Origin of the sequence: Nocardia sp. NPDC059764 (genome assembly GCF_042732555.1) — a bacterium.
GTDB lineage: Bacteria > Actinomycetota > Actinomycetes > Mycobacteriales > Mycobacteriaceae > Nocardia.
Map to the genome: position 1 here is coordinate 1 of NZ_JBHWHH010000198.1, position 12,465 is coordinate 12,465.

Below are 12,465 nucleotides of genomic sequence, written 5' to 3' on the forward strand. Positions count from 1 at the left end.
CAGAGACAAGACACCGCCGCGGCGATGGTGATCAGACCCGAGCAGCCTCACGCGCGAGGGCGCGATCGCGCTGTTCCTCGAAGCGGGGGATCTGATTGTGCTCGAGGTTGTCGAGGAATCCCGCCAGGCGGTCCCGGGCCTGCTCGCCACGAGGTCCGAAGTCGTCGCGGTCGAAGATGTTCCATTGCCGCATGACCGGCTGGAGCACTTCCTCGAGATGCTGGCGCAGATCGTAGATGCCGTGTTTGGCCATGAGCACGCCGTGGCGCCGGAAGTTGGGCATTCCCGCGCCGGGCATGCGGAAATTCTCCACGATCAGGTCGATGGCCTCCATCGCCTGATCCGGGACCAGATCCAGCGCCGCGCCGCACATCGCGCGATAGAAGATCATGTGCAGGTTCTCATCCAGCGCGACACGCTGCAACATGCGATCGGCGATCGGATCGCCACATACGGCGGCGGTATTGCGGTGGCTGATCCGGGTGGCCAATTCCTGGAAAGACACGTACGCGACCGAATACAGGAATCCGGCCTGCCCCGCGGCAGTGATCTCATCCACCGGCGGAGCGAAGCCATTGGTCATATGCGTCATGCGGTCGTTCTCGAGCGCAACCGGATCGGCACCGCGAGTGACGACCAGATAGTCGCGAATCACGATGCTGTGGCGGGCTTCCTCCGCCGTCCAGCGCCCGACCCAGGAACCCCACGCACCGTCCTGGGAGAAGTTCTCCGCGATCTCCCGGTGATAGGAAGGCAGATTGTCCTCGGTGAGCAGATTGGTGATCAGCGCCGCCTTCGCCACCTCGGACAGCTGCGATTGCTCGGGATCCCAGTCCGTACCGCCCAATTGGGCGAAGTTGCGACCCTCGTCCCACGGGATGTAGTCGTGCGGGTGCCAATCCTTGGCCATCGACAAATGCCGGTTCAGTGCCGCCGCGGCCTCGGATTCGAGTTCGGTGAGGATCTCCAGCTGAGTCAGTTCACGCGCCAACGGACTATCCGCCTTTCATTTTCGGAGACAGGAATCGGAGAGGTGGAGCACGGCGATACGCCCCGCAGGCGTTCACGAAGAAGCGCACATCGGGGTAGGACGACAGGTATGGGGAAAGGGCTACGAACCTTCGCGGTCGCGATTACCCGGTATCAGCAGCGACAAGTCCGAGATCGGCGTCGTAGCGGCGGTACAGCAGCCGCCCACGGCCGGTGTCCGGATCGACGGCGAACAGAAACGGCAACCCGTTGTCGCAAACACGTTGCACCGCTTCTTCTTCGGTGAGCACCGGGGCCGGACGCGAATCGGTGACGAAGGATCCGGCGGTGTCGCCACGCCCGCCCGGGGGCCGGACACTATGTGTGCGCGCCAGCCGCAGCCCCGTGGGTCCGGCCCGATAGACGACGGCGTCCTCGCCGGTATCACTGTCGATGAACACGTGCGCGTCGTAGTCCATCGAGTCCATCATCATGGCCGCCTCCATCGGCGAAATGCTCTGCAATGGAACCGATTTACGGCGCGAGATCGAACCCGGCAGCGGCGCGTCCAACGAGCGGCGAGCGGTCTCCGGCCATGGTCGCGGCTGCCATGCCTTCTGCGCGGCCAGAACCTGGCGTTCCAGCCGCACGACCACCGGCAGGGCATCTCCCGCCCCATGGGTCAGCGTCTGCACCCGCATCGCGGCGCCACCGACCGACAGGTTCACCTGGGCAAGGAAGGGACCGATATCGCAATTCGGCCCGGTGATCCGCAGCCGCGCACCGTCTTCCACGCACATACGTCGCAGCTGACGGCCCACCGCTCCGGCGTACCGCTCCCCCTCGAGCATCGGCACCCGACCTCGTGCGACCACGACCACCTCAGGAAACGCCATCGAGGTCCACGCCTCGGACGCCCGCAGCATCGCACCACCTCCACATTCTCCGCACGCCGGACACCGCATCACGGTGCATGCCGAGGGTGCCGCTCCACGTACGGCTCGGAGAAGGGCCGAAGGTCACCGATGTGCAGGCTTTCTGCATTGCCTTCTTCTGCAATCAACCGGACCGTTCGCCGACCCAATAGAACCGGTTCAGCCGTCCGGTCCGGCACCGCGCCCGCGCCGGCCGGCTGATCTCGAGCTGGCGACTCGACAGTGTCCTTCGGCCGACTCATGCCCCGGCCGCGGGATGACCGAGGTTGGAGTGGGATCTCCATCGGACGTCGGAAGCAAAGGGACCTTGGGCCCTGCTCCCGGACCGGGTCGACACAACAGACTGACCGTTATGCGAAAACGATTCGAGCTGGCTTTCAACGTGTCCTATCTGGCGGTCATCTGGGGGCTGGTGATCGCCATGAGGAGGAACCGCAACCGGGTTCCTCAGGAACAGCGCGAGACCGCGGCCCGGTTCGAGGAGGCGTTCACGCTGCTGGCGACCGGCGACACCGCCCATCTGGCATTGCGGGCGGTGTCGATGGCACGCGGTGATGACCGCGGGTATCTGACCTGGCGGGGACGGCGGGCGAGCCTGATCGGACTCGGGGAGATGGCCACCTCGATCACGATCACCCTGTTCTACGTGCTGTCCCTGGATGCCTGGCGGCTGCGGTTCCGGCGGTCCTGGGACGGCTTCACCCGGTCGCTGCTGGGACTGTCGTTCGTGCGGTTGATCCTGCTGGCGACCCCGTTCAACAACTGGGACAAGGACGAAACCCCGGAAGGATACGGCGTCGACCGCAACGTCCCGCTGCTGGCCGTGGGCGCGAGCGAGATCTACCTCATGCGTCGAGAGGCCACCCGCACCGGCGACCGCACCTTCCGCTTCCTCTCCGACGCCATGGCGGCCTCCTTCGCCTGCTACCTTCCGGTCATCCTGTGGGCCCGCCGCATCCCGCAACTGGGACTGCTGATGATCCCCAAGACCATCGCCTACCTGGCCATGGCGTTCCGCGTCTACCGCGACTTCTTCAGCGGCGCGACAGAATCGGCGAATCCGGGCGCACAGCGGTCCGATCGCCCCGATGCACAGGCACCAGACCAGATCGGCCGAATCCACCGGGATGGTGAAACACAGGGCGAGCGAGCTGTCGACGGGCTGAATATCGTCAGCGGCGGACGCGGAGGCAGCGGCGCCGAGCCCGAGTGACAGCAGGGTTCCGGTTGCCGAGCCCTCGCAGTCGAGGTTGCCCGGGGTGACGAGACGCGGGCACGAAAAAAGCCCGCGCGGTGATGCGCGGGCTTCCTCGTGGTCGACGACTAGATGGCGCGGACCTGCTGGGCCTGCGGGCCCTTCTGGCCTTCGCCGATTTCGAACTCGACGCGCTGACCCTCATCGAGGGACTTGAACCCGGAGCCGGTAATCGCGGAGTAGTGGACGAAGACATCGGCGCCGCCACCGTCCTGGGCGATGAAGCCGAATCCCTTTTCGCCGTTAAACCACTTCACAGTGCCTTGCGTCATTACTTGATGCGTTCTTTCTGTAGCGAGCCGGGCGATCAGTTCGACAGCCCGTTCTCAGCCTTAAAGAATGCCACCTTTTGGAAATAATCTCTAACAATCGTGCCTGAGCACACACTCAGGCCAGTGCGGTATGCATCTCCCAGATCAGCACCTCGGCAGGCTCCAGCGCGGTCACAGTGTGCCCGCCACCTGCGGATATGCGCACCGCGTCGCCGTGCGACAGCCTGCCGGAGCCCTCGAAATCCACCGATCCGCGGGCCACGAAGACATGGCCGTACGGCGCGTCGGGGACCTGGATGGCGTGGCCGGGGTCCAGCCTCGCCACTTGGAAGGCGGCTCCACTGTTGCCGATCGCGATGGCTGTCCGATCGCGGTCTCGGCGCATCCCGGACGCGACGGTGACCAGACCGTTTCCGGTCAACCGGTCGGCGATATCCAATTCCTGATAGCCGGGGGTCACCCCGGGCTCGTCGGGCGGCACCCACATCTGCACGACATGCAGCCGCTCCCGCTCCAGATAGCCCGCGCCATTGCGCTCCGAATGCATGATTCCGGCGCCCGCGCTCATGCGCTGCGCCATGCCGGGATGGATCAGACCGGAATTGCCCGCCGAATCCTGGTGCGCGACAGTGCCTTCCAGCACCCAGGTCACGATCTCCATATCCCGGTGCTGATGGGTGTCGAACCCTTCACCGGGATCGACGATGTCCTCGTTGTGGATCAGGAGCAGGCCGTGCGCGTTCGCCGCCAGATCGAAGCTGCCGGTCGCGGGAAACGACTGCCGGGAATCGAGCCACCCGCTACGCCACCGCCACCGATCCGCGGCCGGGACCACCCGGACCTCCGATTCACGCACCGCCATCGCTCACCTCCACCAGCCGATCCCTCCCGCCTCTGTAAGCCGGGTGGGCGGCCGGGCATTCCCGGCCGAGCCACGCCTCACACCGCACCGCGGCGGTGATCGCCGGCGTGACCCGGCGCGGGCGCGGCGGCTCAGGCCAGATCGGCTCGCAACGAGGCCAGGATGTCGGCGGACCGTTCGACGAACAGCAGGTGACCCGCACCGGGCACGCGATGCAGGCGGGCTCGTGGGAGGGCCGCGGCCAGGCGGGTGGCATCGGCTGCGGGGACATTGCCGTCGGCTTCGCCGTGCCAGACCTGGACGGGGGCGGTCACCTCGGTCAGGTCGAAACCCCAGTCGCGGGTGAAGACCAGGCGGATGTCGGCGGCGAAACCGCGGCTGCCCTGTTCGAAGCTGCGGCGCAGGTTGGTGTCGAGTTTGGCGGAGAGCTCCGGGTCGGCCTCGACACGGTCGCGGTCCACGGGGGCCATCTGCGAGACCAGGCCCGCGACGCCATTGCGGCGGCGGATGACCACCGACATCTCGAGGGCCATGGGGTGGACCAGGAACGGGACGCGGCGCAGGACGTTCAACCCCTTGCGCCGGCGCAGCGCCACCGGGTCGAGATCCTCGGCGGCGGGCTGTTCGCTCGCCGGGGCGGGAGCGGACACGAGGGCCACGCCGGTGACGCGATCGGGCAGGCGTGCGGCGACGGCGAGGGCGAACGGTCCGCCGCCGCTCACACCGATCACACCGAAACGGTTGAGGCCCAGCCGGTCCGCCAGGGCGGCCACGGTGGCCGCCCAGTCGGCGACCTGCTCCCCCGCCGGTAGCGAGGATTCCGCCATGCCGGGGCGGTCGACCGCGATGACGCGGACCCCGGCGGCGGCCCCGGCTTCGTCGAAAGCCTCACCCTCGACATGCGTTCCGGGGACGCCGTGGCAGTACAGCACCGGCATCCCATCCCCCGCACCGTACTCGGCGTAACTCACCCGGCAGTGCGGCAAAGCAATCGTTCGCGACACGGCAGCACTCACGTCGGCCAGCCTAGGCGAAACCCGCCCCCAACAGGTCAAACAACGTTGTTCCACACGGGGGCAGGGCAATTCGGGCCGAACGGACAGCCCGGCGCGGAACCGTCACCGTGGCTCGAGCAGCACTACCGGAATCAGCCGTCCGGCCGCGCGCTCTTGATAGAACGCGAAGTCCGGCATCGCCGCCACGAACCGCGGCCACCACCGCTCCCGTTCGTCCGCGGTCGCCACGCGCGCCCGCACCGGCCGCACCGTGCCGCCGACCCGCACGACCGTGTCCGGGTGCGCGAGCAGATTGTGGAACCAGGCGGGATGCTCCGGCTCCCCCGCCTTGGACGCGGCGACGGCCAGCACGCCATCCGCCTCGACGTACATCAGCGGGGAGGTCCGGCGCACACCGCTGCGCGCGCCGACGTGGTCCAGCAGCAGGATGCGGCCGTCCCGCCAACCCGGCACGCGCCCGCCGATCCGGCCGCGCGACCACCGATAGACGCGCACGTGCACTCTCGTGGATCGACGACCGAGGTAGATGCCGCGACGATTCGCGAATCGCGAACCGGCCGAGACCATTCGACCGAACAGCGCCATACCGTCAGTAAACACGACACCCGGTCCCCCAGCCCGGCCTCACACAGACCGACCTGTTCCACCCGCGGGGATTCGAGACACGTCACCTATGCGCCTGCGTCCCACTGACGCCGCCTGGAGCGACTTTTCCGTTACCGGTGCACATGCGCCTGACCAGTGTCGTTGCCGGATCCGCGAAACGCCGGGACTATCGAAGGGGAGGGCTCAGTGCCGTCGAGATGCATTGGGGCAGGGTGGCCCGAAGGTGACGAGTGGCGAAACCCAAGGAGCGGCCCAGTGTGTCGCTCTTGCGCGGACCGGTTGGACCGACCGACAGTAAAAGGGTCGCCGCCTGATGAGCGAATACACGGCAAACGCCGTGTTGGTGCCGAACCGCACCGGCTCGCGCGCGCCCGACACCGAGCCCAGGCAGAGGAACCGGCACGGAAGGATCGAAGGCGATGACCGATATGACCATCGACGCGGCGGTCGGCCGCACCCCGTTCGCGCGACCCACGGTGGCCGTGTCGGCCACACCGGACCGGACCATACCGGCCCAGGCCGCGGCGGCGCGGCCGTCGACGGTCTGGGAGAAGGCCAAGACCGCACTGGTCACCAGGACTCTCGGACACCGCCAACTGGTCACCGCCCCGCGGCTGGTGATTCCCTTCGGCGACAACGGCCTCGCCTTCCGCGTCTCGTCGTTCGCCGCGGAAGCCGAGCAACTCGCCCTCGACCCCCGCGTCCTGGTCCAGCCCGGCGACTGGCGCGGCAACCCGGCTGTGGGCAGCCGTCAGCTCATGGGCCACGCCAACCTGGTCCCCGAGGGCGACCTGCTCCCCAAGGTGGAAGCCGCGATCGAAGCCAAGTACGGCTGGCGCACGTCACTGGCCAAGGCCGCGCACCGCCTCGCCAACGGCTCCGCCCCCTACGGCAATATCGTCGTCCTGGTCACCGTCTTCGAACCCGGCCCCCTCGCACTCCCTCCGGTCGGCTGACCGCGCGCCTCGGCATGGCTAACCTGGTGGCGCGGCGGGTTTCGTCGTCACCCAATGGGTGACGGGGAGTTGGGGGCGCCAGGCGGTGAAGCCGCCGAGGGGTTCGGCGCGGTATATCTGGAAGCGGCGCAGGGTGCCGCCGTGTTGGTCGGCCAGGCGCAGGAGCAGACTGTCCGATTCGGCGGTCACGGCGCTCGCGACCAGACGGCCGCCGGGACGCAGGCGGGACCAGCAGGCGCCGAACATCCCGTCCTGGGTCAGGCCGCCGCCGATGAAGATCGCGGCGGGGGCCGGGAGGTCGGCGAAGGCATCGGGAGCCGGACCGTGGACATCGACGCCGGGGACGCCGAGGGCGGCGGCATTGGCGGCGATCTGCTTGCGGCGGCTCTCGACCCGTTCGAACGTGACCGCCCGGCACGACGGGTGGGTGCGGCACCACTCGATCGCGATGGTGCCGGACCCGCCGCCGACGTCCCACAGCAGCTCGCCGGGCGCGGGCGCCAGCGCCGACAGGGTGAGCGCCCGCACCTCCGATTTGGTGAGCTGGCCGTCGCCGTCGTAGACCCCGTCGGGGAGGCCGGGCAGGCGAGTCAGCCGCGGTGCCGACGGGTCCGCCACGCAGTCGATCGCGATGATGTTCAACGCGTCACCGAGAGGGTGATCCCAGCGGGTGGCAGTGTCGGTCACCAGGCGTTCGGCGGGACCGCCAAGCTGTTCCAGGACCGTGAGAGCCGACTCGCCGAATCCATTGCGTGCCAGTAGCTCCGCCACCAGGGCCGGGGTGTGCTCGTCGGAGCTCAGGACGAGAATCCTGCGGCCGGAGGATAATTCCGGCAGCACGGTCTCCACGCGACGGCCGACCGCGCTGACGACCGGCGTCGCATCCAGCGCCCAGCCCAGGCGGGCGCACGCCAGCGACACCGACGACGGCTGCGGCAGCACGCGCAGCGCCTGGGCCCCAACCAGTTTCGTCAGGGTCACACCGATGCCGAAGAACATGGGGTCACCGCTGGCGAGGACGCCCAGCTTGCGGTTCGCGTACTCGCGCAGCAGGCCCGGGAGGGCGGGCACCAGCGGCGAGGGCCACGCCACCCGCTCCGCGCCGGTCTCGCCCTCGGGAATCAGCGCCAATTGCCGTGCGGAGCCGAGCAGTACATCGCAGGCGGCGATCTCGCGCCGCGCCGGACCGCCCAGGCCGTCCCAGCCGTCGGCCCCGATCCCGATCACGGCGATCGGGACCGACGGCACGGGAAGGTCGGTCATCGGCGGGCCCGCCGCCACAGCGCGTGCGGGGTGAAGCGCATGGCGATGAACAGCAGCCGAATGCGGCGCGGCACATCGACATTGCGGGCGCGCCGGTACAGGCTCGCCACCACCGCGTCGGCCACCTGGTCCGGGGTGCTCGACATGATGGCGGGCTTCATGCCCGCGGTCATGCGGCCGATCACGAACCCGGACCGCACCATCAGCAGGTGCACACCGCTGCCCTCGAGGGCCATCTGCAGGCCGGTGGCGAACCCGTCCAGGCCCGCCTTGGCCGACCCGTACACGTAGTTGGCGCGCCGCACCCGCACGCCCGCGATGGAGCTGAACACCACGATCTGCCCGTCACCCTGCTCGCGCAGCAGGTTCGCCAGACTGGTCAGCACGCTGACCTGCGCCACGAAATCGGTCTGCACGATCGCGACCGCGTGTTCGGGATCCTGTTCGGCCAGTGCCTGATCCCCGAGGATTCCGAAGGCCACCACGGCGACGCCGATGCGCCCGTGCTCGGCGATGATCTTCTCCAGCAACGGCTGATGCGAGGCCATGTCGTCGGCGTCGAACTCGACGCAGTGCACCGCCGCCGCCTCCGCGATCAGCAGCTCCTTGGTCTGTGCCTGTAACCGGTCGGCGCCGCGCGCCGCGAGAATGACCTCCCGGCCCGGCGACAGCCGGCGCGCCACTTCCAGCCCGATCTCACTGCGCCCACCCAGCACCAGTACGACGCCCTTGTCGACGTCCCGCGATCCGAAACCCATGGCCCACAGTGTGCCACCCGGGCACCACCGCCCGGTGCGCCCGACGGTGGATTGCTAGCGTCGAATCATGACCAGCACCGCCGCACGCCCCGAACTGTCCCCCGCCGCCGCCGACTTCGTCACCGAACGTCACCTGGCCACCCTGTCCACGCTGCGCGCCGACGGCACCCCGCACGTCGTCGCCGTCGGCTTCACCTGGGATCCGGAGGCCGGGATCGCCCGCATCATCACCAACGACGGCTCGGTGAAGGCCAACAATGTGCGCCGCTCCGGGTACGCGGCGGTGAGCCAGGTCGACGGCCCGCGCTGGATCACCCTCGAGGGACCGGCCACCGTGCTCGACGACCCGGCCGCGGTGGCCGACGCCGTCGACCGCTACGCGGGCCGCTACCGCCAGCCCCGCGAGAACCCGACCCGCGTGGTCATCGCCATCCAGGTCCAGCGCGTGCTGGCCAGCAGCGTGTTCAAGCCGGGAGCCCCCGCCCTCGGCCACTGACCTGCCGCGGGGGCTCGGCGGTCATAGCCGGGTCAGCCCGTGGGGACGCTTGTTCATCGACTCGCAGCCGTCCGCGGTGACGATGACGATGTCCTCGATGCGGGCGCCCCACTGGCCGGGGAAGTAGATGCCCGGCTCGATGCTGAACGCCATGCCCTCCTGCAGGATCAGGTCGTTGCCCGCCACGATGTAGGGCTCCTCGTGCACCGACAGGCCGATGCCGTGGCCGGTGCGATGCACGAAGTAGTCGGCGAGCTCGGCCGCGGCCAGCACGTCACGGGCGGCGGCGTCGATGGACTCGGCGGTGACGCCCGGGCGGACGGCCGCCACCGCGGCGGCCTGGGCGCGTTCCAGTTCCGCGAACTGGGCCGCCACCTCCTCGCTCGGCTCACCCAGCACATAGGTGCGGGTGGAGTCGGAGAAGTAGCCGGGTTCGACCGGTCCGCCGATATCGATGACCACCACGTCACCGGGCTCGATCACGCGGTCGGACACCATGTGGTGCGGGTCCGCGCCGTGCGGACCGCTGCCGACGATGACGAAGTCGGCCTCGGTGTGGCCCTCCTCGACGATGGCGGCGGCGATGTCAGCGCCCACCTCGGCCTCGGTGCGGCCGGGGCGCAGGAACTCACCCATGCGGGCGTGCACCCGGTCGATGGCCGCGCCCGCGCGCCGCAGGGCCTCGGTCTCGCTGGGGTCCTTGCGCATTCGCAGCTCGCGCAGCAGCGGGGTCGCCGAAACCGGTAGCGAGCCAAATTGATCGGCGATGGGCAGCAGGTGCAGGGCGGGCATCACATCGGTGACCGCCACGCGCGCACCGGCATTGAGAACGTTCTTGACGATGCGGTACGGATCGACCCCGTCGACCCAGTCCACGATCTGCAACCCCAGCTCCCCGGCCGCCGACCCCTTCAGCGAGGCCAGCTCCAGCTTCGGGATCACCACCGAGGGCGTCTCCCCGCTGGCCGGGATCACCAGGCAGGTCAGCCGCTCGAACGACTGCGCCCGCGACCCCATGAGAAACCGCAGGTCAGGCCCGGGGGTGATGAGCAGCGCGTCCAGATGCGCATCCCTGGCCAACCGCGCGGCGCGCTCCAACCGCGCCCCATAGACCTCCGCCGCGAACCGTGACTCGTCATGAGAGCTCATGCCATCCGACGCTACTCCCCCGCCCCGCCACCCTCCAGCCACCGCCGAACTTCGCACCCCCACCACCGGGTACCCCCACCGCCGCATCACCCGACCACCCTGCCGCCGAGCACCTTTCGACCCGCGAACAACTGCGCTGTGCGCTGCAGCGCACGGTCGCATCTGGCGCGCGCCGCCGCCGCGCAACAGATCCGCGCTCTGAGCAGGCCATGCCGCGTTTCCCGCGACGCCCTGCCGTTGAAACCGCGCTCGCAGCGCCGTACCGGCTCGACACACCGCGGCCACCGTCGGCACATCGAATTCGATGGACCCGGGCACGAATCCAAGGGTTGGACTCTCCGCGCCGTCATCGGCCGCGCTGTCAGGGGCGAACGGTAGGGTCGTGCGCTATGAGCAACCCTGCCGCCGGTCCGCTGTTGCTGCTCGATGGGGCCAGTCTGTGGTTCCGGGCGTTCTACGCGATCCCGGAGAAGATCACCGCGCCCGACGGGCGGCCGGTGAACGCGCTGCGCGGGTTCACCGACATGATCGCCGCGCTGGTCAAGCAGCACGCGCCGAGCCGGCTGGTGGTCTGCCTGGATCTGGATTGGCGGCCGCGGTTCCGGGTGGACCTGCTGCCGTCGTACAAGGCGCACCGGGTGGCCGAGGACGCGGGCGAGCCGGTCGCGGGCGTGATCGCGGAGGAAGTCCCCGACACCCTGACACCGCAGGTCGACATGATCATGGAGCTGCTCGAGGCGGCGGGGATCGCGACCGCGGGCGCGGAGGGTCTCGAGGCCGACGACGTCATCGGGACGCTGGCCGCGCGGGAGGGCGCCGACGAGGTGATCGTCGTGAGCGGCGATCGCGATCTGCTGCAACTGGTCCGCGATACGCCGACGCCGCCGGTGCGCGTGTTCTATGTCGGGCGCGGGCTGGCGAAGGCCGAGCTGTGGGGTCCGGCCGAGGTGTCAGCCAAATACGGTGTGCCCGAGGACATCGCGGGCCCCGCGTACGCCGATATGGCGACGCTGCGCGGTGATGCCTCCGACGGCCTGCCGGGTGTGGCCGGAATCGGCGACAAGTCCGCCGCCCAGTTGATCACCAAGTTCGGCTCGGTGGAGGCGCTGCGGGAGGCGGCCGCCGACCCGGACTCCGATCTCGCGAAGGGTGTGCGCGCGAAACTCGTTGCCGCCGATGACTATCTGAAGGCCGCGGCCCCGGTGGTCCGGGTCGTCCGCGACGCCACCGTCGAATACTCCGGCCCCGACCTGCTGCCGCTCACCCCGGCCGATCCGGAGCGACTGGCCGCGCTGTCCGCCGCCTACAACGCCGAGAGCCCGGTCAAACGCCTGCTCACCGCCATGGCCAAGCGGTCCGCCTCCTGACCGAACTCGCCCGCTGAAACAGCGGTAGCGGGCCACCTGGCGTGCGATCAGCGATCGTGGTCGAGCCGGCCGCGATCAGCGGCGAATCGGTCCTACCGGCCAGGTTTCGGACTTGCCGTCGAGATCGGTGATGGCGGCTTCGGTGAAGTAGCCGTCCTGCACCTTGCGCAGCGTCACATGGGTCGCGCCGCTGGCCGTGTGCCCGGCCGCGCAGCTGGGCTCGCACACTCGCCGGTATTCGGTGCCGTCGCCCTCGGCGGTGTCGGAACCCCAACTGCTCCAGGCGATGTCGCGGACGCTGAGCCCACCGTCACCGCAGGCGAGCAGCATGCTGCCGGGTTTCTCCACGGTGTGGTTGGTGATGCAGTCGTTCACGACCGGGGCGGGTCCGTCCGCCCCCGCGAACGGCGTGGATGCCAGGCCCACACTCGCGACGACAGCCGCGGTGGCGGTCCAGCCGATGGTTCGAAAAATCGAGTTCATAACGCCCCCCGGATCACGAATCAACCGAAAGAATTTCGGCCCACATTACCCCCCGAACGCGATCAGACAACCCCTGGC

The 12,465-nt window shown here is 69.1% G+C and carries 14 protein-coding genes; 4 read left to right on the forward strand and 10 right to left on the reverse strand.

The window, feature by feature from the left end:
• Positions 1–31: 31 nt before the first annotated feature.
• Positions 32–991 carry an acyl-ACP desaturase gene (locus ACFV4K_RS30505; RefSeq protein ID WP_379279581.1) on the reverse strand — a complete coding sequence of 320 codons (960 nt, stop codon included), beginning with the start codon at positions 989–991 and terminating at the stop codon, positions 32–34.
• A 142-nt stretch (positions 992–1,133) separates the two neighbouring features.
• On the reverse strand, positions 1,134–1,895 hold the full coding sequence (locus tag ACFV4K_RS30510; protein ID WP_379279583.1) for a sigma 54 modulation/S30EA ribosomal C-terminal domain-containing protein: 762 nt from the start codon (positions 1,893–1,895) through the stop codon (positions 1,134–1,136).
• A 361-nt stretch (positions 1,896–2,256) separates the two neighbouring features.
• Here ACFV4K_RS30510 and ACFV4K_RS30515 point away from each other — a divergent pair, with 361 nt between their 5' ends.
• Positions 2,257–3,117, forward strand: a complete 861-nt coding sequence (locus ACFV4K_RS30515) for a hypothetical protein (RefSeq protein ID WP_379279585.1) — start codon at positions 2,257–2,259, stop codon at positions 3,115–3,117.
• Between the two features lie 110 nt (positions 3,118–3,227).
• Here ACFV4K_RS30515 and ACFV4K_RS30520 read toward each other — a convergent pair whose 3' ends face one another.
• The 4 genes from ACFV4K_RS30520 to ACFV4K_RS30535 form a co-directional block, all read right to left on the reverse strand.
• Positions 3,228–3,431: a cold-shock protein gene (locus ACFV4K_RS30520; protein WP_357085479.1), complete on the reverse strand. Its 204-nt coding sequence runs from the start codon at positions 3,429–3,431 to the stop codon at positions 3,228–3,230.
• Positions 3,432–3,546: 115 nt separating this feature from the next.
• A complete protein-coding gene (locus ACFV4K_RS30525) occupies positions 3,547–4,293 on the reverse strand; it encodes a pirin family protein (RefSeq protein WP_379279586.1) in 747 nt (248 codons plus the stop codon).
• A gap of 131 nt (positions 4,294–4,424) precedes the next feature.
• Positions 4,425–5,309, reverse strand: coding sequence for an alpha/beta fold hydrolase (locus ACFV4K_RS30530; RefSeq protein WP_379279588.1), 885 nt, complete (start codon positions 5,307–5,309; stop codon positions 4,425–4,427).
• 102 nt (positions 5,310–5,411) lie between these two features.
• Positions 5,412–5,804: a nitroreductase/quinone reductase family protein gene (locus tag ACFV4K_RS30535; protein WP_379279590.1), complete on the reverse strand. Its 393-nt coding sequence runs from the start codon at positions 5,802–5,804 to the stop codon at positions 5,412–5,414.
• A 530-nt stretch (positions 5,805–6,334) separates the two neighbouring features.
• On the opposite strand from ACFV4K_RS30535, the gene ACFV4K_RS30540 reads away from it, so the two are divergent.
• Positions 6,335–6,871: a hypothetical protein gene (locus ACFV4K_RS30540; protein ID WP_379279591.1), complete on the forward strand. Its 537-nt coding sequence runs from the start codon at positions 6,335–6,337 to the stop codon at positions 6,869–6,871.
• 18 nt (positions 6,872–6,889) lie between these two features.
• On the opposite strand, the gene cbiE is transcribed toward ACFV4K_RS30540, so the two are convergent.
• Both cbiE and ACFV4K_RS30550 read right to left on the reverse strand, forming a co-directional pair.
• The gene (gene cbiE, locus ACFV4K_RS30545; protein WP_379279593.1) at positions 6,890–8,134 is read right to left on the reverse strand and encodes a precorrin-6y C5,15-methyltransferase (decarboxylating) subunit CbiE; all 1,245 of its coding nucleotides are present in this window, start codon (positions 8,132–8,134) and stop codon (positions 6,890–6,892) included.
• Entirely contained in the window at positions 8,131–8,892 is a 762-nt protein-coding gene (locus tag ACFV4K_RS30550) for an SDR family NAD(P)-dependent oxidoreductase (protein ID WP_379279594.1), read from the reverse strand. The genes cbiE and ACFV4K_RS30550 overlap by 4 nt, the downstream gene beginning before the upstream one ends.
• Positions 8,893–8,959: 67 nt before the next feature.
• Between ACFV4K_RS30550 and ACFV4K_RS30555 the strand changes: the two genes are divergently transcribed.
• Positions 8,960–9,388 (forward strand): PPOX class F420-dependent oxidoreductase, encoded by a 429-nt coding sequence (locus tag ACFV4K_RS30555; RefSeq protein WP_379279595.1) that lies wholly within the window; start codon positions 8,960–8,962, stop codon positions 9,386–9,388.
• 21 nt (positions 9,389–9,409) lie between these two features.
• Here the strand turns inward: ACFV4K_RS30555 and ACFV4K_RS30560 are convergent, their stop codons facing one another.
• Positions 9,410–10,537 (reverse strand): M24 family metallopeptidase, encoded by a 1,128-nt coding sequence (locus ACFV4K_RS30560; protein ID WP_379279596.1) that lies wholly within the window; start codon positions 10,535–10,537, stop codon positions 9,410–9,412.
• A gap of 389 nt (positions 10,538–10,926) precedes the next feature.
• On the opposite strand from ACFV4K_RS30560, the gene ACFV4K_RS30565 reads away from it, so the two are divergent.
• Positions 10,927–11,904, forward strand: coding sequence for a 5'-3' exonuclease H3TH domain-containing protein (locus ACFV4K_RS30565; protein ID WP_379279597.1), 978 nt, complete (start codon positions 10,927–10,929; stop codon positions 11,902–11,904).
• A 75-nt stretch (positions 11,905–11,979) separates the two neighbouring features.
• Here ACFV4K_RS30565 and ACFV4K_RS30570 read toward each other — a convergent pair whose 3' ends face one another.
• Positions 11,980–12,387, reverse strand: coding sequence for a hypothetical protein (locus tag ACFV4K_RS30570; RefSeq protein ID WP_379279598.1), 408 nt, complete (start codon positions 12,385–12,387; stop codon positions 11,980–11,982).
• Between the last annotated feature and the right edge of the window lie 78 nt (positions 12,388–12,465).

What these genes read in the sequence shown, in the direction of transcription:
- ACFV4K_RS30570 (WP_379279598.1), bottom strand. Translation starts at nt 12,387, where the DNA reads ATGAACTCGATTTTTCGAACCATCGGCTGGACCGCCACCGCGGCTGTC.
- ACFV4K_RS30515 (WP_379279585.1), top strand. Translation starts at nt 2,257, where the DNA reads ATGCGAAAACGATTCGAGCTGGCTTTCAACGTGTCCTATCTGGCGGTC.
- ACFV4K_RS30510 (WP_379279583.1), bottom strand. Translation starts at nt 1,895, where the DNA reads ATGCTGCGGGCGTCCGAGGCGTGGACCTCGATGGCGTTTCCTGAGGTG.
- ACFV4K_RS30565 (WP_379279597.1), top strand. Translation starts at nt 10,927, where the DNA reads ATGAGCAACCCTGCCGCCGGTCCGCTGTTGCTGCTCGATGGGGCCAGT.
- ACFV4K_RS30525 (WP_379279586.1), bottom strand. Translation starts at nt 4,293, where the DNA reads ATGGCGGTGCGTGAATCGGAGGTCCGGGTGGTCCCGGCCGCGGATCGG.
- ACFV4K_RS30540 (WP_379279591.1), top strand. Translation starts at nt 6,335, where the DNA reads ATGACCGATATGACCATCGACGCGGCGGTCGGCCGCACCCCGTTCGCG.
- ACFV4K_RS30555 (WP_379279595.1), top strand. Translation starts at nt 8,960, where the DNA reads ATGACCAGCACCGCCGCACGCCCCGAACTGTCCCCCGCCGCCGCCGAC.
- cbiE (WP_379279593.1), bottom strand. Translation starts at nt 8,134, where the DNA reads ATGACCGACCTTCCCGTGCCGTCGGTCCCGATCGCCGTGATCGGGATC.
- ACFV4K_RS30560 (WP_379279596.1), bottom strand. Translation starts at nt 10,537, where the DNA reads ATGAGCTCTCATGACGAGTCACGGTTCGCGGCGGAGGTCTATGGGGCG.
- ACFV4K_RS30550 (WP_379279594.1), bottom strand. Translation starts at nt 8,892, where the DNA reads ATGGGTTTCGGATCGCGGGACGTCGACAAGGGCGTCGTACTGGTGCTG.
- ACFV4K_RS30520 (WP_357085479.1), bottom strand. Translation starts at nt 3,431, where the DNA reads ATGACGCAAGGCACTGTGAAGTGGTTTAACGGCGAAAAGGGATTCGGC.